Genomic DNA, 18821 nt, shown 5'->3' on the forward strand with positions numbered 1-18821 from the left:
TCCGCCTTCCACGTCACCAGCCCAGCAGACCGGCCAGCCGTTCCCGATGGTGTGCGGCGCCGCCCAGCAGGACCGCGTCGGCCTGGGCGCGCCGGAAGTACAGATGCGCGTCGTGCTCCCACGTGAAGCCCATCCCGCCGTGCAGGTGGACGCACTGGGCGGCGACCGAGACGAACGCCTCGCCGCACCAGGCCTGGGCCACCGCCGCGGCCTCGGCCAGCGCCTCGGGCGAGCCGTCCGAGCGGACCGCGCGCACCACCGCCGACCGGGCGGCCTCGACCTGGAGCAGCATGTCGGCGCAGGCGTGCTTGACCGCCTGGAAGCCACCGATCGCCCGCCCGAACTGGGTGCGGTCGCGCACATGGGCCACCGTCATGTCCAACGCGGCCTGCGCGCCGCCGAGTTGCTCGGCGGCCAGCGCCACCAGGCCCACGTCCAGGGCGCGGGAGACGACGTCCGCCCCCTCGCCGCCGGCGGTCAGCGCCCGGGCCCGGCAGCCGGAGAAGGCGATCACGGCCTGGCCCCGGCTGAGGTCCAGGGTGGGGACCCGGCGCACCGTGACCCCCGGCTCGTGCGGGTCGACCAGGAAGAGGTCCACGCCGTCGGCCCCGGCCGCGGCCACCACCAGCGTCTCGGCGTCGGCACCGTCAAGGACGAACGGCGCGGTGCCGTCCAGCACCGGCACGCTGCCCTGCCAGGAGACGGCCACCGGCACGGCGTCCGCCCGCCAGGTCCCGTCGGGCGCGGCCACCGCCAGGGCATGGACGGCGCCCTCGGCCAGCTCCGCCAGCGCCCGGCCGGCCGTACCGCAGCCGGCCAGCACCTGACCGGCCAGCACGGTCGAGGACAGCAGCGGCACCGGGGCCAGGGCCCGGCCCAACTCCTCGCAGACGGCGGTGATCTCGGCGAGGCCGCCGATGCCTCCCGCCGACCCGGGCAGACCCAGGGCGGCGAGGCCGACCTGCCGGCCGAGGACGTCCCACAACCCGGCGTCGATGCCGGGGGCCTCCTCGGACAGCCCGCGGACCGCGGCGGTGCCACCGGCGTCGGCGCACACCGACCGCACGGTCTCGCGCAGGTCGTCCAGTTCGCTGTCCGACAGGGCCGTGCCGTCGGTCACGGTGCTCGTCGTCATCGTGTGCTCCCGCTGTGCTCGCCCGGTTCCCGCAGGGCGCTGTGCGCGGCGGCCATCCGGGCCACCGGGACGCGGTGTGCGGAACAGGAGACGTAGTCGAGACCGAGACCGTCGCAGAACGCGATCGACTCGGGGTCACCGCCGTGCTCACCGCACACGCCGAGCTTGATGCCGGGCCGCACCTCCCGGGCCCGCTCGGCGGCCAGGGCGACCAGGGCTCCGACTCCGTGCGGGTCGAGCCGGGCGAAGGGGCTGGCGGTGAGGAACCCGCGGTCCTGGTAGGAGGCGAGCACCTGGCGCTCGACGTCGTCCCGGGAGAACCCGTAGGTCAGCTGGGTGAGGTCGTTGGTGCCGAAGGAGAAGAACTCGGCGTGCTCGGCGAGTTCACCGGCCAGCAGCGCGGCCCGCGGGGTCTCGATCATCGTGCCGAGCCGGTACGGCACCTCGACTCCGGTGCGGGCGGCGACCGCGTCGGCGGCACCGCGCACGTAGGCGGCCGCGGCGGCCAGTTCCTCCGGCAGGCTGACGAGCGGGACCATCACCTCCAGCCGCGGCCGGACGCCGGTGGCGGCGACATCGGCCCAGGCAGTGAACAGCGCCTCGGCCTGCGCCGGGTAGAGCCTTTCGTGCAGCAGCGCCAGCCGCACCCCGCGCAGCCCGAGCATCGGGTTCGCCTCCCGCAGCGCGGCGGCCCGCTGCTCCTCGGCCGCGTCCAGGGCCTGCCCGGGGGCGGGCAGGAACTCGTGCAGCGGCGCGTCCAGCAGCCGCACGGTCACCGGACGATCCCCTACGGCGGCCAGCAGCGCGCGGAAGTCCTCGTGCTGGGCGCGCTCCAACGCGACGAGCGCCTCGTCGCGGGCGGCCGGGTCGGCGGCCAGCAGCACCCGCCGGATCAGCGGCAGCCGCTCACCGAGGAACTGGTGCTCCGTACGGCACAGCCCGACCCCCTCCGCCCCCAGGGCGAGGGCGGTCTCCACCTCGCCGGCCGTGTCGGCGTTGACCCGCACACCCAGCCGGCGCGCGGAGTCCGCCCACTCCAGCAGGGTGGACAGTTCGGGCGGCGGTCCGGTGACGCTGACGCTCAGCGTCCCCGCGTAGACGGCGCCGGTACGGCCGTCCAGCGAGACCGGGTCGCCCTCGCGCAGCACGCGCTCGCCGAAGCGCACCGTCCCGGCGGTCCGGTCCACGCGCAGTCCCTCCGCGCCGCACACCGCGGGCTTGCCGGCGCCCCGCGCCACCACGGCGGCGTGGGAGGCGATGCCACCGGTGGCTGTCAGCACCGCGGCGGCGGCCAGCATCCCGGGGACGTCCGCCGGGTTCGTCTCGGCGGCCACGAGGACGACCCGCGTGCCGTCCGCGGCCAGTTCGAGGGCGCGTTCACTGGACAGCACGACCGCCCCGGTCGCCGCCCCGGGGGACGCGGGCAGCCCCTTCACCAGCAGCTCCTCGCCGCCGGTCAGCCGCAACTGCGGGTGCAGCAGATCCTGCACCTGCGCGGGGCTGATCCGGCGTACGGCCTCCTCGTGACTGAGGGCCCCGTCCCGGGCCAGGTCCGCGGCCAGACACACCGAGGCGCGGAGCGGCGGGCGCGATTGCGGGGAGGCGGCGAGCAGGGAGATCTCGTCGTCGCGCACCTCGAAGTCGACCGACACCGGGGTGCGCAGATGGCGTTCCAGGGTGAGCAAGGAGTGTTCGAGCAAGGCGGTGCCGCCCGCGAGCCGCTCCAGCGGTTCACCGGTGTGCGGTGCGGGGGCGCTGCGGCGCACTCCGCGGAAGAAGGCGCCGTGGGGCGAGAAGCGTCCGGTCGCGGGGTCGCGGCTGACCGCGGTGCCGTAGCCCGAGTGGTCGGCGGGGCCGATGCGCAGGGCCTGGACATGCAGGGCGACGGCCAGCTCGGCGGGGAGCCTCTGGGCGCGGCGGGACCTTCGTGCCCGGGGGGAGTCCCACCGGCCGAGCAGGGCGCGCGCGGCCAGCGCGAGCTGCTGTGGCGGGTCGTCGGGGAAGGGACGGGAGCCGTGCTCCGCCGCCAGGGACAGCAGCACCTCCACCCGGGCCCGGGGTTCGGGTGTGTCCAGGAGGGCGTCGTCGAGCACGGCGGCGGGCACGTCGAGGGCGTACTCGGCGATCATGCGCACGGTGCCGGCCCATACCTCGTAGAGGGCCTCGGCACTTCCGATGACAGCGGACAGCTCGTCCGCACGGGCGGGGGAGAGGCCGAGACAGGCCAGGTCGGGCGGCAGTCCGGCGACCTCGGTGGGCGCGCTCGCCGTCAGGCGCAGCAGCAGCGGCCGCGCCGGGTCGCCCATGCGCCGCCCCGAGAGCTGTTCGACCAGTTCTACGGCGGCCTCGGCGGTCTCGGCCTCGCACAGCGACGCGGCGGCGCCCGCGGGCACGGTGAGCCCCGGCACGACCGGCAGGCCGAGGGCCAGCAGCCGGTCCATGGCCGCGCCGTGCGCGCCCAGCTCGTCGGCGCCGAGGCCGCGGATCCGCCCCTGCCCGTAGGGCACCAGGACCCGGCCGGGTCTCTCGGAGGCCGTCCCGGACGGTGCGAGCGGGCCCGGCGCCGATCGTGGTGCGGTGCGGCGGCCCGCCTCGCGGTCGGTGACGCTCACCCCCGGCTCCTCGCGACCAGTTCCTCTTCCCGGGCCTCGTCCTCGGCCCGGCTGATGCCCAGGACGAGCAGCAGTTCCTGGTGCAGCCGCATCCACACGGTGTGGTACGAGTCGCACAGCGGTGAGGCGAGCCATTCGGGAGCGCCGTCGTCGAAGCGGTCGAGGGCGTCCTCCAGGGCCGGCAGATACCGGTCGCTGCCCGCGAGCACCTGCTCCAGCCTGCGCAGCACCGGCTGGATGGCCTCGTGCACGTCCTCCAGCGACTCGCGCACCCCGGCGTCGTAGACGTCGTCCGAGTGGTCGTTGGGGGTGCCGTCGGGGCGGCACTGCCACGCGGTGCACACATCGCGGATCTTCCGGTTGACCGGCAGGAACGCCTCGTACGCCGCGGTGATGCGCCGTTCCTCGTCGGAACCGGCGGCAACCCGCAGGACCCGCGCCGCGAGGGACTTGGCCCGCTCGGTCGGCAGCACCACCGGCCCCTTCGCCATCGCCAGCCCGGCGTCGACCAGCGGACGGTGCTCGGACTCCGGCCGGCCGCGCCACATACCGCGCAGAACGAGATCGACGACCGCCTCGGTGAGGGGCTCGTCGGACGCGTCCGGAAGGTCCACGGCAGCAGATTGCATCGCCACACCATTTCCCCGGTTCTGTGGTGACCGGTTCCTCGGTTCTGTGTTGCCCGGAGGTTACGCCTTGACGGGCGGGTTAGTGAAGAGTGACTCAAGAAACACTTTCCTGCGCGAAGGCTCCGGACCGACCGTCTGCCGCCTTCGGGCGGCCCCGCGCGGCGAGGAACGCCGCCATGAGCTCCTGCGCACGCGGCCCGTCCGCCAGGGTGGCGATCGACCGCGCTTCCGCGGCGAGCTGCTGCCGCAGTCCGTCACCGTCCCCCGCGCGCAACAGCGCCTTCGCGGCACGCAGCGCGTCACCGGCTCCGGCGGCCAGGGCGGACGCGGTCCCGTGCGCCGCCTCGTCCAGTCCCCCGTCGTCCACGGACCGGGAGACCAGAGCCCACTTCTCGGCGTCGTCGCCGGTCAGGACCCGATCGGTCAGGATCAGCTCGGCCGCCCTGCGAGGGCCCACCAGGCGCGGCAGGAACCACGAGGCCCCGCAGTCAGGGGTGAGCCCGATCGCCGTGTACGCCAGCCGGAACCGCGCCGACCGGGACGCCAGGACCACGTCCCCCACGAGGGCGAGACCGACCCCGCCGCCCGCAGCCGCGCCGCGCACCGCCGTCACCAGCGGCACCGGCAGGTCGTACAGGGCCTGTATCGCGGCGTGCGCGGCACCCGCCACGGTACGCACATAAGCGCCCGTCTCCGCGCCCCGGCCGGCGAATGCGCGCAGGTCACCGCCCACGCAGAAGCTGCCGCCCGCGGACCGCAGCAGCACCGCGCCGCCCGGGTCCGCGGCCACCTCGACGGCCGCGTCCCGCAGCGCCTCGGCCGTCCTCAGGTCCAGGGCGTTGCCCCGCGCGGGATCGTCCAGTCTCAGCTCGACGACCCGGTCGGGGTGGCGGACGATCCGGACCGGCTCGGTGCTCACGGACAGGCTCATGGGCGGTGCTCCTCGCGTCTTCCCGTCGCCGGGTGCTTCCCGGCAAGATACTGAAGACGCTATACAGTTTCTAGGACGCGACGGGCCGGATGCCCGTACGCCCGTCGGCGGGAGGACCCGTGCCCATCCAGTTCGATGTCGATCCGACAGTCGCCCAACTCGTCGCGTCCACCGCGGAGTTCGTGCGTGAGGTGGTCGTCCCGGCCGAGCGTGAGTGCGGCGGGTCCGTGCACGACGCCCCCGAGGCCCTGCGCGAGACCCTGCAGAAGGCCGCCCGTGACGCGGGCGTCTTCGCCCCCCACGTGCCCGAGCGCTGGGGCGGGCACGGTCTCGACCTGCGGGGACAGGCGGCCGTCTTCGAAGCCGCGGGCTACTCCCTGCTCGGGCCGCTGGCGCTGAACTGCGCGGCCCCCGACGAGGGCAACATGCACCTGCTGGAGAAGGTGGCCACCGAGGAGCAGAAGCAGGCCTATCTGCGTCCCCTCGCCGCGGGGGAGATCCGGTCCTGCTTCGCCATGACCGAACCGGCGCCGGGAGCCGGGGCCGATCCCCGCTCCCTGCGTACCACCGCGACCCGGGTCCCCGGCGGCTGGCGCCTCGACGGGCACAAGTGGTTCATCACCGGCGCCCACGGAGCCGGCTTCGCCATCGTCATGGCCCGCACCTCGGGCGGCCCCGGCGACCCGGGCGGCGCCACCATGTTCCTGGTCGACGCCGGCACGCCCGGCATGCGCCTGGTCCGCAACATCGAGACCCTCGACGAATCGCTCTTCGCCGGACACGCCGAGATCGTCTTCGAGAACTGCGTGGTGGGGGAGGGGCAGGTCCTCGGCGAGGTGGACCACGGCTTCGAGGGCGCCCAGGTCCGGCTCGCACCCGCCCGGCTGACCCACTGCATGCGCTGGCTGGGAGCGGCCCGCCGTGCCCAGGACGTCGCACTGGAACGGGCGGGGAGCCGGATGGCGTTCGGCTCGGCGCTCGGAGACCTCGGCATGGTCCAGCAGATGCTGGCCGACTCGGAGATCGACATCGAGGCGAGCCGTGCCCTGATCCTGCGTACGGCCTGGGAGTTGGACACGGCGTCACCGGCCGCCGCCCAGCTGAGCTCGGTCTCCAAGACCTTCGTGGCCGAGGCCGTCAACCGCGTGGTCGACCGCGCGGTGCAGATCTGCGGCGCCCTCGGCATCTCCGCCGCCGACGCGCCGCTGGCCCGTCTGTACCGGGAGGTGCGGCCGTTCCGGATCTATGACGGCCCCTCGGAGACCCACCGCTTTGCGATCGCGCGGCGCGCGGTACGGCCGTATCGGCAAGCGCGGGCGGGAGCGGTGGAGGGGCGCTGACGGCGGCGGGGGCCCACCTGAGTCTGCGCTTGCTCGGACCGATCGAAGGATGCGCCGGTCAAGAGCCGGCGGTGGCGGGTGCCGGGCCGCCGGCGGCCCCGGGGCCGTACCAGTCCAGGCACAGGACGGTGGCGTCGTCGCGCACGTGGCCGTCGCAGGCGTCGGTGACCGCGTGGACCAGGGTGCGCACGACCTCGCGCGGGTGTTCGGCCGCGGTGTCGTGGACGAGTCCGGGCAGATCGACCTTCTCCGCCTGCCGTTCCACCATGCCGTCGGTGAAGAGGATGAGGCGATCACCCGGACGCAGGTCGATGTCCTGCACCCGGTAGGCGCCTTGGCCGACGACGCCGAAGGGCAGGTTCACGGTCAGGGGCAGCTCGGTGACCTTGTCCTCGCGCAGCCGCAGCGGCCAGGGATGGCCGGCGTTGACGAGCTGGGCGCTGGTGCCGTCCAGGGCGATACGCAACAGCTGACCGGTGGCGAAGGTGCGTCGGCCGTGGTCGAGGAGGGCCTGGTGGGTCCTTCGGGCCTGCTCGGCGAGGTCCACGCCGGCGCGCCGGGCGCCGCGGGAGGCGTTGATGAGGAGGGTGGCCATGAGGGCCGCGTCGACGTCGTGGCCCATGGCGTCGGTGACGGACAGGTGCAGCGTGTCGTGGTCGAGCGAATAGTCGTAGGTGTCACCGGCGATGTCGGCGGCCGGGACGAGCGCGCCGGCCAGGGCGAAAGCGGAAGCTTCGCAGGCCGCGGCCGAGGGCAGCAGCTGGCGCTGGATCTCGGCGGCGAGACTGACCGGGGTGGTGCGATTGCCCCAGTGGTAGAGGTCGGTGAAACGGCGGTCGGTGACGATGATGTAGGCCAGCGCGTGCGCCGCCTCCTCCACCTGCTCCAGGACGTCCTCGTCGGCGTGGGTGAGGAAGAGCTCCAGGATGCCGATGGTGTCGCCGCGGTTCGAGACGGGCGCGAGTACGCAGTCGCCCTCCCCGTCCTTGGGGATCCGCACCAGGTTCTGGGTGCGCAGGACCTCGTCGTAAGCAAGGTCCCCGATGAGGGGGACCTGCTCGGCGTGGCGCTCCTGTGGCGCGGTGGCCTCGTCACTGACCCGCAGCAGGCGCTGCCCCACCATGTCGACGAACAGGAAGGACACCCGCCGGGCGCTGAACCGGTCACGTAGATTGCGCGCCACGACGTCGAGGGAGCTCACCGGTGCGGCATCCTCAGCCGCGGCCAGTACCTGAGCCAGCCCGATCCGATCGCTCGCCATGTCATCCTCCCTGGGTCACGATGTCGTTTTCCCACTGAGGCGGCAGACACATCATTTCTGTGACGGATGCCTCCTGAGACCGCTCCCGCAGTGGCTCGTGCCGTGTGCGTACGACTCATGCGCTCGCGCCGCGCCGCCCGGAGCACCGTCCCCGAGCCGGTCCCACTCGACCGTCTGCGCGCGATCGGAGCGCCGTATGCGGGGGACCCGGTAGGCCACCGTGAGGAGAGCCGCCATGACCAGCCCGCACGACGACCACCACACCCGGCATCACGCCCCCGCACTCGTCTCGATCAGCGAACAGGATGCCGCCCGGCTCGGAGGAGAGGACAGCATCCTGGTCCGGCAGCGGCGCGACCACGCAGAGCTCGACGCGATGATGAAGCGGTACGCTGGCGCCGACACCACGCCCGCGGAACAGAGCGAGCTGTGGCGGAACATCGTGCAGCTGGTGTTCAGCCACGCCTTCGCCGAGGAGACCGTCCTGTGGCCCGTCCTCCGACGCGTCAGCGGGGACGGCGAGGACCTCACCGCGCGGGTCGAACAGGAACACCAGGAGATCAACGAGCTGATCGCCCAGGTCGAAAGGTCCCCGGACGATCCCAGGCGCCCCGAGTGGATACGCCGGTCGTTCGCCCTGATCTCCCAGGACGTCCGTGACGAGGAGGACGAGCTGCTGCCCAGGCTGCGCGACGCGCTCAGCGACCGCCGACTGCGGCAGATCGGCGTGGCCTGGGAGGCGGTGCGCGTCGGCGCGCCCACCCACCCGCACCCCGTGGTGTCGCGACGCCCGCCCGGCAACGTGCTCAGCGGCCTCCCCCTCAGCGTCTACGACCGGCTGCGCGACCTCGCTCCCGCCGACGCCCATGCCGCCCGCCGGGCCACCTTGGTCACCGCGGGCGCGGCCGCCGCAGGAACCGGCGTCGTCCTCATGCGCCGCGCCGCCCGACGCGCACACCGCCACTGAGGCCCCTGGATTCCGTGATGACCGACGGTTCACCCTCGAAATCAACGGCCTGTTGCTCCTGCTGATCTCCGTGAGCCTGATGATCGTGCCGTCGTCGTGTTCGTGGTTGCCCTGATCCGTCGGCGACATGGCCAAGCCGCCCTGCTCGGCGTGCATCCCGCCCCGGCCGCCCTACGCCCCCTCCGTCAGCTTGAGCTCGAACCGGAACTGCCGCAGGAAGGTCCTCGGGTCCCGCACGACCTGCCACAGCCCGACCGACAGCAGGGCCAGGCTGACGGCGAAGCAGCTCCAGAACACGAACTGGGCACCGGACGCGAGGGCGTGGGTGGTGCCGTCGTCGTAGCGGCAGTACGCCTGCGGGGGAAAGGGCTTCGAGACGCCGACCCCTCCGTAATACATGGAACACGGATCCTCGCCGGGATCCTTGATCGTGTCGTCCGCCGTCACGACCAGCAGCCACGCCATCGCCGCCACCGGAACCGTGACGAACACGACCACCTTCGGCCAGATCGGCAGCCGAGGGTGCCCGAGCAGTCCGGTCAGCGCGACCAGTACCACCACGAACACGGCGACGACCACCGCCGCGGTGAGCTGCCGCTCGTACACCTCGACCAGGAGCCAGACGACCCCCGCCACCGGGGGAGCGGTGAAGAAGACGACCTTGATCCCGGGCGCGACCCGCGGGTGCACGAGCAGGAACACGGCGAACGCGCACGCGATCACGGCGAGGAGGGCCGTCACGGGCGGGCGGAGGGCGTGGCGGGCGTGGTGGTGGAGCCCCGGTACGTCTCGTCCTCGCGCCACGGGCCGACCCCGAGCTCTCCGGTCGTTCCGAGATCGAGCTCCGGTACGACCATCACCGGATCGGCCGCGGGCCTGGCCCACACGCGCACGTACGGCGCGTTCACCGCCTCGCCGGCCTGAGTGGTGTTGCGCCAGGCCAGCGAAGCCACCGCGGCCTCACCCGGACCGAGGACCACCGGTCGCGGGCCGCCGTCCCCTCCGAGCCCCGTGCTGATCCCCTCGGTGCCCCGCAGGATCCGCACGCCCTTCACGGTCTCGTGGTCCGCGTCCTCGAGTTCGAGCTTCGGGTAGCCGTCGAGCCGGTACGGCCGCGGACCGCAGTTGACCAGGTGCAGACCGACGACACGCAGCCCCATGGCCGCGTCCCCCTGATCGGCGTAGAGACGCACGCCCGACGTCGGACACGCCCCGGCGGCGGACGACGCCTCGGCTTCGGGGACGCTGCGTACCTTGGTCACCCGCACGCCCGTCACCGCGGGCGGGTTCCCGGCCGTCTCCCTCATGACGACGGTTCCCTTGACGGTCCGCCCCGGCCCGACCGCCTCGACGGTCCGCTCCCCGTTGTCGACGGCGCCTCCCGACGCCGAGAGGAAGCCGAAGGTCAGGGTGTAAGTGGCCTTCTCCGTCCCCTGGTTGGTGAGTTCGAAGTCCGCGCTGTAGTCGACACCCGCGCAGCCGCTCTCGGGGCCCCAGGCGTACAACGCGGTGATGTCGACGCCGTCCTCGCTCGCAGCGCCGGGGGAGGGCAGAGGCAGTGCGGAGGGCGTGCCGGAGGGAAGAGGCGACGCTTCTGAGCGCGGGGTGCCGCCGTAGGGCACATGGTCCTCGGGGCGGCGCGGCGTGCCGCCGTAGGGCACATGGTCCTCGGGGCACAAGACCTCGGTCCGGACAGGGGAGTTGCCGTCCCCACCGCCCGGCGACGCGCCCTGGGTACCACAGGCGGTGAGCAGCAGAGCCGCGGTGAGGACGGTCGGTGCGGTGCGGGAGACGGTCGGCATCCGCCCACCCCACCAGGGGCCACGGGCAAGGGCTGTGACGGAACCCACACCTCCGGTCACAGCGGTGTCACAGACCACAGGGGCGTCACAGGGAACTGACCGGGAAGGTGGCTTGCATTCTGGCCATTAGGGTCCAGGCCATGTCCATCACCGCAGTCATCTTCGACTTCTTCGGGACCCTGACCCCCAGCACGCCGGCGCATGTCTGGGACGACCATGCCGCACGGAGTGCGGCTCCCCTCGGCATCCCCGCGCGCACCTGGCGCAGGGCCTTGGACACCTCGTTTCCCGAACGGGCCACCGGGAGCCTGGGCGATCTGACCGCGACCTTCCGCACTCTCGCACGGCGCTGTGGCGTCGAGCCGAGCGCCGAGGCCCTCGCCGCTGCCTGCACCGCTCGGCTGACGGCGCAACGAGAGCTCTTCGTCCTGCGCGAGGACGCGGTCCCGGCACTGACCGCACTGCGTGCGAGGGGCCTGCGCGTGGGCGTGCTGAGCGACTGCACGGCGGAACTGGCCGAGACGTGGCCGCAACTGCCTGTGGCCGAACTGGTCGACGCCCGGGTGCTCTCCTGCGAGGAGGGGCGGCGCAAACCCGATCCGGAACTCTTCCGTCTGATCGCGCACCAACTCGATGCCACCCCGCAGGAGTGCCTCTACGTCGGCGACGGGGGAGGACACGAACTCACCGGCGCGTCCCGCTGCGGCATGCGGGCGTTCATGCTCCGGGCCACGGACTGGGCCGACAACGACGCCCACACCCGTGAGGACGACTGGGCCGGCCCCTCCGTGACCGCCCTGACCGAGGTACCGGCACTCGTGGATCAGGCGAGCGGCGGCCCGACCGGGAGACCGGCGCCGCCGGCGTGAAGGCCGACAGCACTGCTCTTCCGCCGACCGCCGCAACGGTACGGCGACCCGCCCTGACCCGACACCGATGCGGGGGTACGCCGCAGGTGCCGTCCTGTGGCTGCCCCCACCCGTGAATGGGCCGCCAGCCCGAGTGACCCGGCCGCGGCACCTGCCTAGCGTTGGGGCGCATGGCGCTCTCCCTCCACACCTCGACGAAGGGCCGACGCGCAGGCGTGGCGGCCCTGTTGGCCGCCCTCGTCCTCCCCGTCGCGCCGGCCGCCGCACAACCGCGCCCGGCACAGCCACCCGTGGCACGACCGTCCCCCGCCCAACCGCCCCCCGCCCGGCAGCAGTCCGTCTGCGGACCGCACAGCGACCTGCGCCATGCCCTGCGCACCCTCGCCGATCGCGACCGGATCACCGGTGCCACCGTCCTGATCACCGACGCCAACGAGGAAGGCCCCTGCGGGAGTTGGGCCGCGAGCGTCGGGACGGCGGACCTGAGCACGGGCCGACCCATGAACGCCGGGGACCGGTTGCGGGCGGGCAGTGTCACCAAGACGTTCACCGCGACCGTCGTGCTCCAACTCGCCGCCGAGCACCGGCTCGACCTCGACGCACCTGTCGACCGCTACCTGCCGGGCCTCGTCCGGCGCAACGGGTACGACGGCCACGCCATCACCGTGCGGCAGTTGCTGCGGCACACCAGCGGGCTGCCCGACTACCTCGACGCCCCCGAGTGGGAGCACCCCGAACGCCTCCGGTACCGCCACTTCGAGCCCCGCGAACTCGTCAACCGCGCCCTCGACCTGCCCCGCCCGAGTGGCACCTGGTACTACGCCACCACCAACTACCTCCTCGCGGGAATGATCATCCGCGAGGTCACCGGTCACGAACCGGAGGCGGAGATCACCCGCCGCGTCATCCGGCCCCTCGGACTGCGCGACACGTACTGGCCCGGGGACGACACCCGCATCCGCGGACCCCACTCGCGCAGTTACTTCACAGCCGAGGACGGCCGGCTCGTGGACGGCACCGCCTGGAACACGACCTTCGGCGGGGTCGGCGGCGCACTGGTCTCCACCCCGGCCGACCTGGGCCGGTTCATCACCGCGCTGCTCGGCGGCCGGCTGCTGCCCGCCGACCAACTGGCCGACATGCGCCGCACGGTGGCCGCCGACCCCGACCGGCTCTGGCCCGGCGCCCGTTACGGGCTCGGCCTGATCGCCTCCCCGCTGCGCTGCGGCGGCCGGTGGTGGGGCCATGCCGGGACCGTCCCGGGAGGCCACCGGGCCCTGACCGCGGTCGGACCGGGCGGACGGACCGTCTCCGTCGCCCTCAACCAGGTACCGGCCACGCTGCGGGCGGAACAGGACTTCCACGACGTCGTCCAGACCGCCTTCTGCGAAGACCCGCCTTCCCGAGCGACACGACCGACAGAAGGGGAACACCAGTGACCCGCACACCTCCCGTGCCGCACAGTGCATCGGCATCGACATCGACAACGACGAGAAGGGTCGCCCTGGGCCTGGCCACCCTCGCGCTCGCCCTCACCGCGTTACCCGCCGCAACGCTCCCCGTCCAGGCGGCACCCGACCCCCTCGCCCGCTACCACCATCAGCGCCTCGACTGGAAGAGCTGCGTGCTAGGCCCCGACGACGCGACCGGCAAGGAACTCGAACAGGCGGGCGCCCAATGCACCGACGTGCGCGTGCCGTTGGACTACGGCAACCCCGACGGCCGTACCGTCACCGTCGCGATCTCCCGGATCCGCGCCACCGACACCGCCCACCGCGTCGGCCCCCTGCTGCTCAACGGCGGTGGCCCGGGCGGGCAGACGCTCGGTGATCCGCCGTGGGTCCGCGCCGCGATGAAGGACGTAGCCGCACGCTACGACGTGGTGGGCGTGGATCCCCGCTTCGTCGGCCGGAGCACCCCGCTGGACTGCCACTGGCCGACCGGCTCCGCGTTCCGCGGTGCGGGTGTCGACCGCGCCGGGTTCGACCGCATGGCGGCCTTCGCCCGGGACCTCGCACAGCGCTGCCGCCGGCACGCCGGTGACGTGCTGCCGTACGTGAACACCCGCAACACCGCGCGTGACCTGGACGTGATCCGTGCCGCGCTCGGTGAGCGGCGGATCTCCTACCTGGGCTATTCGTACGGCAGTTACCTCGGCGAGGTGTACACCACGCTGTTCCCGGGCCGCGTAGAGCGGGTCGTCCTGGACGGTGTCATCGACCCGGACCGGTACGGTCCCCGGCTGCTGCGGGGCAGCGAGAAGGCCAACCGCCACGCCCTGGAGGACTGGGCCTCGTGGGCCGCCGCCCGTCACGCGAGCTACGGCCTTGGCCGCACCGGTGGGGCGGTGCTGGCGACCGTGGACCACGTCCAGGCCGCCGCCGCCCGCACACCCCTTCGGCTCGGGACGTACCGGGTGGACGAACACGTCGTTCCCCTCATCGTGTTCAACGGTCTCTCCCAGGACAACGACATCGCCTACGGAGACTTCGCGCAGGCAGTCCAGGACCTGCTGCGTGCGGTGCAGGGGCGGAACGTCACCCCCTCTCCCTGGCTCGCCGAGGCCCTCGGGTTCATGCTGACCGGCAGCGACTCCCACTACGGCAGCGTCCAGACCGCGATCCTGTGCGGCGACGCCGCCGCCCCGAGGGACCCGGAGGCGTACTGGCGCGACGTCCAACGGGCGCGCGAACGCGACGAGTTGTTCGGGCCCGTCACGAACAACCTCAACCCGTGCGCCTTCTGGGACCCGCCCCGCGAACGCCCGACCGTCATCAGGGACGACCTCCCCGCCCTGCTCGTCAACGCCACCGGAGACCCGCGCACCACCTACGACGGCGCGACCGCGGTACGCCGGATGTGGCCCTCCTCCCGACTGGTCACCCTGCGCGGCGCCGACCAGCACGCGGTCTACGGCGTCTACGGCTCATCCTGTGCCGACGCCACGGTCAACACCTACCTCGCCACCGGCCGCCTCCCGGCCAAGGACGTCACCTGCACCGCGCGTCCCTCCGGCACCCGTCCGTAGCGCGGTCAACAGGCCTTCACGACACGGTCGTAGCGTGGTCAACAGGCCTTCGCGGGACGGCCGTAGCACGGTCAACGGGCCTTCGCCGCACGGCCGTAGCGCGCGGAGAGTTCCGTGAACGCCGTCGCCAGCCGGGGTGGCCCGACGACCTCGATGTCGGCGTCGAAGCGGCCGAGGGCAGCGGCCAGGCCGGTCCAGGACCACGAGCCGAGGGTGAGCCGGCAGTGGTGGGGGCCGAGTTCCTCGACGACTCCGTCCTCGGCGTAGGGGGCGACGTCGGCGGCCGGCAGATGGAGGACGACCTCGCCCTCGCAGGGCCACCGCGTACGGGTGCCGTCGTGGCCGTCGTTGCCGCGGAACCGGTCGGTGACGAAGGCCGCCACGTCGCCGCCGGGCAGTTCACGTGGGACGAAGCGAGGCCCGTTCGGTGTGCGGGGCCGGATGCGGTCGACGCGGAAGGTGCGCCAGTCCTCACGGTCGGGGTCCCAGGCGACGAGGTACCAGCGGTCGCGCCAGGTGACCAGGTGATGCGGGTGCACACGGCGAGGTGCACCCGCTGAGGTGCCCGAACCCGGGGTGTGGTCGAAGCGCAGTTCCTCGCGGGCGCGGATGGCGCGGCCGACGTCCACCAGGACCTGACCGTCCGTCCGCGGGGCCCTGTAGCCGTCGGGCGGCCGGACCGCGGTGACGCGCAGCAGGTCGATGCGGTGGCGCAGCCGGGGCGGCATGACCTGCCGGAGGGTGGCCAGCGCGCGTACGGCGTCGTCGGCGACGGCCGTGCCCGCGGTCACGGTCTGCAGGGCGACCGCGAGGGCGATCGCCTGGTCGTCGTCGAACAGCAAGGGCGGCAGCTGGTGTCCGGCAGCCAGCCGGTAGCCGCCCCCCGGGCCCTTCACGGTCGTGATCAGGTAGCCCAGTTCACGCAGCCGGTCGATGTCCCGGCGCACGGTGCGCGCGGTGATGCCGAGACGCTCGGCCAGATCCCGGCCGGACCAGTCACGGTGCGTCTGCAACAGCGAGAGCAGCGAGAGCAGCCGGGAGGAGGTTTTCTGCATGACGCGCATTCTCCCGGGAGTACAGGACACGACCTGTCCGCTACCTCCGCCAGGGTTGCACCCGAGCCGCTCAGCACGAGCGGCCCACCACCGAGCCGAGGAGCGCGACATGTCCGTCACGACCACCACCCACCTGAACTTCCGGGGCGACGCACGCGAGGCCCTGGACTTCTACCGGTCCGTCTTCGGCGGACGCACGGCCGCCGTCACCTACAAGGACGCGGGTGCCGTGCGGAACGAGAGCGAGGCGGACTGGCTGATGTGGGGCGAGGTCACGGGCGACGACGGCTTCCACGTCATGGCCTACGACGTGCCCTCCCAACTGCCCTGGGACCAGGGCAGGAACGGGTTCTTCGTCTCCGTACGGGGCGAGGACACCGAGGAGATCAGCGACCTGTGGGCCAGGCTCGCCGAGGGCTCGACCGTCGTGCGACCGCTGGAGGCGGCACCGTGGGCGCCGCTGTACGGCATGCTCACCGACCGTTTCGGCGTCACCTGGGTCCTTGACGTCGCGGTCGCCTGGTCGTGATGCCACAGGTGCCTCAGGTACGTCAGGTGTGTCAGGCCGAAAACCGGCACCGTGTGTGCCGGTTTGGCCTGACTGACCTGATCAAATCAAGCCGATGTCTTGATGCACTCATGACAAGAACATCTTCGCGATGCCACTCTTCTCCCGGCATTCACAGTCCCCTCACAGGTTCATCACGCGGTTCAGCCGCGCTCTCACCACCGCCACCCCCCACCTCCTTCCACCCGCATGCCGTGCAGCGCTCCGGACCGGCGTACCCCGCCGATCCGTCTCGTCCACGGCCCCCACCACGGGCCGGCCGTCGTACCGAAGGAGAACTCGTTGTCCCTGTCACACCGCGCGCTCGTGCGGCGCAGACGCGCCACCGCGCTCGCCCTCACGGCCATAGGCTCCCTGCTCGCCCTGGCCGCCCCCGGCCCGGCCGACGCCGCCCCGACGGACGCGGGCCGCCCGGCGAAGATCACCGCCACCCCCCGGGCCGGCGCCGCCCAGACCTCCCTGACCCCCGCCCGCCGTACCGCGCTGGTCAAGGGCGCCCAGTCCGCGGCAGCCGAGACCGCCCGCCGCATCGGCCTCGGCGCCAAGGAGAAACTCGTCGTCAAGGACGTCGTCACCGACGCCGACGGCACCACGCACACCCGCTACGAGCGCACCTTCGCCGGCCTGCCCGTTCTCGGCGGCGACCTCGTCGTCCACGACAGCCGCGGCCGTACGACCGTCACCAAGGCCAACGCGACGCGGCTCTCGGTGCCCTCGCTCAGCCCGAAGGTCACGGCCCGGGGCGCCACCGACAAGGCCCTCGCGGCCTCGAAGCGGGACCGCGTCCGGGAAGCCGAGGTGGGCAACGCCTCCCGCCTGGTCGTCTGGGCCGGCACCGGCAAGCCCGTACTGGCCTGGGAGACCCTCGTCGAAGGCGTCCAGAAGGACGGCACGCCCAGCGAACTCCAGGTCGTCACCGACGCCTCCACCGGCAAGGAACTCCTGGCCGCCGAGAAGGTCCACACCGGCGAGGGCACCGGCCAGTACGTCGGCACGGTCCCGCTGGGCACCACCCCGTCCGGGTCGACGTACCAGCTCGTCGATCCCGACCGGGCCGGACACAAGACGTACGACCTGAACCAGGGCACCTCGGGCACCGGCACCCTCTTCACGGACGACAACGATGTCTGGGGCACCGGCCTGCCCTCCAACCGCCAGACGGCCGGTGTCGACGTGGCCTTCGGCGCCGCGGCCACCTGGGACTTCTACAAGGAGGCCTTCGGCCGCAACGGCATCCGCAACGACGGTGTGGCCGCCTACAGCCGCGCCCACTACGGCAGCAACTACGTCAACGCCTTCTGGCAGGACTCCTGCTTCTGCATGACCTACGGCGACGGCTCGGGCAACACCCACCCGCTGACCGCGCTCGACGTGGCCGCCCACGAGATGAGCCACGGCGTCACCGCAGCCACCGCGGGCCTGGTCTACTCGGGTGAGTCCGGCGGTCTGAACGAGGCGACCTCCGACATCTTCGCCGCCGCCGTCGAGTTCCACGAGAACCTCGCCGCCGACCCCGGCGACTACCTGGTCGGCGAGAAGATCGACATCAACGGCGACGGCACGCCGCTGCGTTACATGGACAAGCCCTCCAAGGACGGTGACTCCAGGGACAGTTGGAGCGCCGGGCTGGGCGGTATCGACGTCCACTACTCGTCCGGTCCCGCCAACCACTTCTTCTACCTGCTCTCCGAGGGCAGCGGTGCCAAGACCGTCAACGGCGTCTCCTACGACAGCCCGACCTCCGACGGCCGGCCCGTCACCGGCATCGGCATCGAGAACGCCGCCGCCATCTGGTACCGCGCCCTGACGACGTACATGACCTCGACCACCGACTACGCCGGCGCCCGCACCGCCACCCTGTCGGCGGCCGCGGACCTCTTCGGTGCCTACAGCCCGACCTACCTCGCCGTCGCCGATGCGTGGGCCGCGATCAACGTCGGCAACCGCATCGCCCTCGGCGTCAACCTCGCCCCCGTCGCCGACCAGATCAGCGGCGTCAACCAGGTGGTCAGCCTCCAGCTCGACGCCTACACCACCAACACCGGCTCCGCACTGACCTACGAGGTCACCGGACTGCCCGACGGCCTGACCGTCAGCCCGAGCGGCCTGATCAGCGGCACCCCGACCACCCTCGGCACCAGCGACGTCACCGTGACCGTGACCGACAGCACCGGCGCGACGGCCACGGACACCTTCAGCTGGCAGATCGCCTACGTCTACGCCAACACCACCCGCGTCGACATCCCCGACAACGGGGCCGCCGTGGAGTCCCCGGTGACCATCACCGACCGCGACGGCAACGCCTCCGCGACCACCACGGTCTACGTCAACATCGTCCACACCTACCGCGGTGACCTCACCGTCGACCTCGTCGGACCTAACGGCACCGTCTACTCCCTGCTCAACCGCAGCGGCGGCTCCGCCGACAACGTCGACCAGACCTTCACGGTCAACGCCTCCGCCCAACCGCTCAACGGCACCTGGAAGTTGCGCGTCCAGGACCGTGCGTCCATCGACGTCGGCTACATCGCCCGCTGGCAGCTGACCCCCTGAGCCGCCGGCATCGGCACCCAGCCGCCCGGGCCCCTCGGGGCCCGGGCGGCGCGGTGGCGGACGGCACCCGC

15 protein-coding genes are annotated in these 18821 nt (G+C 72.8%); 7 read left to right on the forward strand and 8 right to left on the reverse strand.

Features of this window, described 5'->3' with window-relative positions; genetic code table 11:
* Nucleotides 1-13: 13 nt before the first annotated feature.
* The 4 genes from OHN19_RS42770 to OHN19_RS42785 all read right to left on the reverse strand — a co-directional run bounded on the left by OHN19_RS42770 (nucleotide 14) and on the right by OHN19_RS42785 (nucleotide 5307).
* Entirely contained in the window at nucleotides 14-1135 is a 1122-nt protein-coding gene (locus OHN19_RS42770) for an acyl-CoA dehydrogenase family protein (RefSeq protein ID WP_330269406.1), read from the reverse strand.
* A complete protein-coding gene (locus OHN19_RS42775; RefSeq protein ID WP_330269407.1) occupies nucleotides 1132-3747 on the reverse strand; it encodes a putative PEP-binding protein in 2616 nt (871 codons plus the stop codon). Before OHN19_RS42775 ends, OHN19_RS42770 begins: the two co-directional genes overlap by 4 nt.
* Nucleotides 3744-4361, reverse strand: a complete 618-nt coding sequence (locus OHN19_RS42780) for a hypothetical protein (RefSeq protein WP_330269408.1) — start codon at nucleotides 4359-4361, stop codon at nucleotides 3744-3746. Before OHN19_RS42780 ends, OHN19_RS42775 begins: the two co-directional genes overlap by 4 nt.
* A 109-nt stretch (nucleotides 4362-4470) precedes the next feature.
* On the reverse strand, nucleotides 4471-5307 hold the full coding sequence (locus tag OHN19_RS42785; protein ID WP_330269409.1) for an enoyl-CoA hydratase/isomerase family protein: 837 nt from the start codon (nucleotides 5305-5307) through the stop codon (nucleotides 4471-4473).
* A 119-nt stretch (nucleotides 5308-5426) separates the two neighbouring features.
* On the opposite strand from OHN19_RS42785, the gene OHN19_RS42790 reads away from it, so the two are divergent.
* On the forward strand, nucleotides 5427-6647 hold the full coding sequence (locus OHN19_RS42790; RefSeq protein ID WP_330269410.1) for an acyl-CoA dehydrogenase family protein: 1221 nt from the start codon (nucleotides 5427-5429) through the stop codon (nucleotides 6645-6647).
* 58 nt (nucleotides 6648-6705) lie between these two features.
* Here OHN19_RS42790 and OHN19_RS42795 read toward each other — a convergent pair whose 3' ends face one another.
* Nucleotides 6706-7908: a PP2C family protein-serine/threonine phosphatase gene (locus tag OHN19_RS42795; RefSeq protein ID WP_330269411.1), complete on the reverse strand. Its 1203-nt coding sequence runs from the start codon at nucleotides 7906-7908 to the stop codon at nucleotides 6706-6708.
* Nucleotides 7909-8143: 235 nt separating this feature from the next.
* Here OHN19_RS42795 and OHN19_RS42800 point away from each other — a divergent pair, with 235 nt between their 5' ends.
* Nucleotides 8144-8875, forward strand: coding sequence for a hemerythrin domain-containing protein (locus tag OHN19_RS42800; RefSeq protein WP_330269412.1), 732 nt, complete (start codon nucleotides 8144-8146; stop codon nucleotides 8873-8875).
* A gap of 171 nt (nucleotides 8876-9046) precedes the next feature.
* Here the strand turns inward: OHN19_RS42800 and OHN19_RS42805 are convergent, their stop codons facing one another.
* Both OHN19_RS42805 and OHN19_RS42810 read right to left on the reverse strand, forming a co-directional pair.
* Complete coding sequence (locus tag OHN19_RS42805; RefSeq protein ID WP_330269413.1) at nucleotides 9047-9616, reverse strand: hypothetical protein; 570 nt, start codon at nucleotides 9614-9616, stop codon at nucleotides 9047-9049.
* On the reverse strand, nucleotides 9613-10677 hold the full coding sequence (locus tag OHN19_RS42810; protein ID WP_330269414.1) for a DUF4232 domain-containing protein: 1065 nt from the start codon (nucleotides 10675-10677) through the stop codon (nucleotides 9613-9615). The genes OHN19_RS42805 and OHN19_RS42810 overlap by 4 nt, the downstream gene beginning before the upstream one ends.
* A 140-nt stretch (nucleotides 10678-10817) precedes the next feature.
* On the opposite strand from OHN19_RS42810, the gene OHN19_RS42815 reads away from it, so the two are divergent.
* The 3 genes from OHN19_RS42815 to OHN19_RS42825 all read left to right on the forward strand — a co-directional run bounded on the left by OHN19_RS42815 (nucleotide 10818) and on the right by OHN19_RS42825 (nucleotide 14574).
* Nucleotides 10818-11546 carry an HAD family hydrolase gene (locus OHN19_RS42815; protein ID WP_330269415.1) on the forward strand — a complete coding sequence of 243 codons (729 nt, stop codon included), beginning with the start codon at nucleotides 10818-10820 and terminating at the stop codon, nucleotides 11544-11546.
* A 170-nt stretch (nucleotides 11547-11716) separates the two neighbouring features.
* A complete protein-coding gene (locus OHN19_RS42820) occupies nucleotides 11717-12985 on the forward strand; it encodes a serine hydrolase domain-containing protein (protein ID WP_330269416.1) in 1269 nt (422 codons plus the stop codon).
* Nucleotides 12982-14574, forward strand: coding sequence for an alpha/beta hydrolase (locus OHN19_RS42825; protein ID WP_330269417.1), 1593 nt, complete (start codon nucleotides 12982-12984; stop codon nucleotides 14572-14574). Before OHN19_RS42820 ends, OHN19_RS42825 begins: the two co-directional genes overlap by 4 nt.
* A 71-nt stretch (nucleotides 14575-14645) precedes the next feature.
* Here OHN19_RS42825 and OHN19_RS42830 read toward each other — a convergent pair whose 3' ends face one another.
* On the reverse strand, nucleotides 14646-15629 hold the full coding sequence (locus OHN19_RS42830) for a helix-turn-helix transcriptional regulator (RefSeq protein ID WP_330269418.1): 984 nt from the start codon (nucleotides 15627-15629) through the stop codon (nucleotides 14646-14648).
* Nucleotides 15630-15738: 109 nt separating this feature from the next.
* Between OHN19_RS42830 and OHN19_RS42835 the strand changes: the two genes are divergently transcribed.
* Together OHN19_RS42835 and OHN19_RS42840 are read left to right on the forward strand one after the other, a co-directional pair.
* Entirely contained in the window at nucleotides 15739-16158 is a 420-nt protein-coding gene (locus tag OHN19_RS42835; protein WP_330269419.1) for a VOC family protein, read from the forward strand.
* A 321-nt stretch (nucleotides 16159-16479) separates the two neighbouring features.
* Nucleotides 16480-18750 (forward strand): M4 family metallopeptidase, encoded by a 2271-nt coding sequence (locus OHN19_RS42840; protein ID WP_330269420.1) that lies wholly within the window; start codon nucleotides 16480-16482, stop codon nucleotides 18748-18750.
* Nucleotides 18751-18821: the final 71 nt, after the last annotated feature.

Source organism: Streptomyces griseorubiginosus, from assembly GCF_036345115.1.
Lineage (GTDB): Bacteria > Actinomycetota > Actinomycetes > Streptomycetales > Streptomycetaceae > Streptomyces > Streptomyces griseorubiginosus_C.

What these genes read in the sequence shown, in the direction of transcription:
- OHN19_RS42770 (WP_330269406.1), bottom strand. Translation starts at nt 1,135, where the DNA reads ATGACGACGAGCACCGTGACCGACGGCACGGCCCTGTCGGACAGCGAA.
- OHN19_RS42795 (WP_330269411.1), bottom strand. Translation starts at nt 7,908, where the DNA reads ATGGCGAGCGATCGGATCGGGCTGGCTCAGGTACTGGCCGCGGCTGAG.
- OHN19_RS42835 (WP_330269419.1), top strand. Translation starts at nt 15,739, where the DNA reads ATGTCCGTCACGACCACCACCCACCTGAACTTCCGGGGCGACGCACGC.
- OHN19_RS42810 (WP_330269414.1), bottom strand. Translation starts at nt 10,677, where the DNA reads ATGCCGACCGTCTCCCGCACCGCACCGACCGTCCTCACCGCGGCTCTG.
- OHN19_RS42785 (WP_330269409.1), bottom strand. Translation starts at nt 5,307, where the DNA reads ATGAGCCTGTCCGTGAGCACCGAGCCGGTCCGGATCGTCCGCCACCCC.
- OHN19_RS42830 (WP_330269418.1), bottom strand. Translation starts at nt 15,629, where the DNA reads ATGCAGAAAACCTCCTCCCGGCTGCTCTCGCTGCTCTCGCTGTTGCAG.
- OHN19_RS42815 (WP_330269415.1), top strand. Translation starts at nt 10,818, where the DNA reads ATGTCCATCACCGCAGTCATCTTCGACTTCTTCGGGACCCTGACCCCC.
- OHN19_RS42820 (WP_330269416.1), top strand. Translation starts at nt 11,717, where the DNA reads ATGGCGCTCTCCCTCCACACCTCGACGAAGGGCCGACGCGCAGGCGTG.
- OHN19_RS42800 (WP_330269412.1), top strand. Translation starts at nt 8,144, where the DNA reads ATGACCAGCCCGCACGACGACCACCACACCCGGCATCACGCCCCCGCA.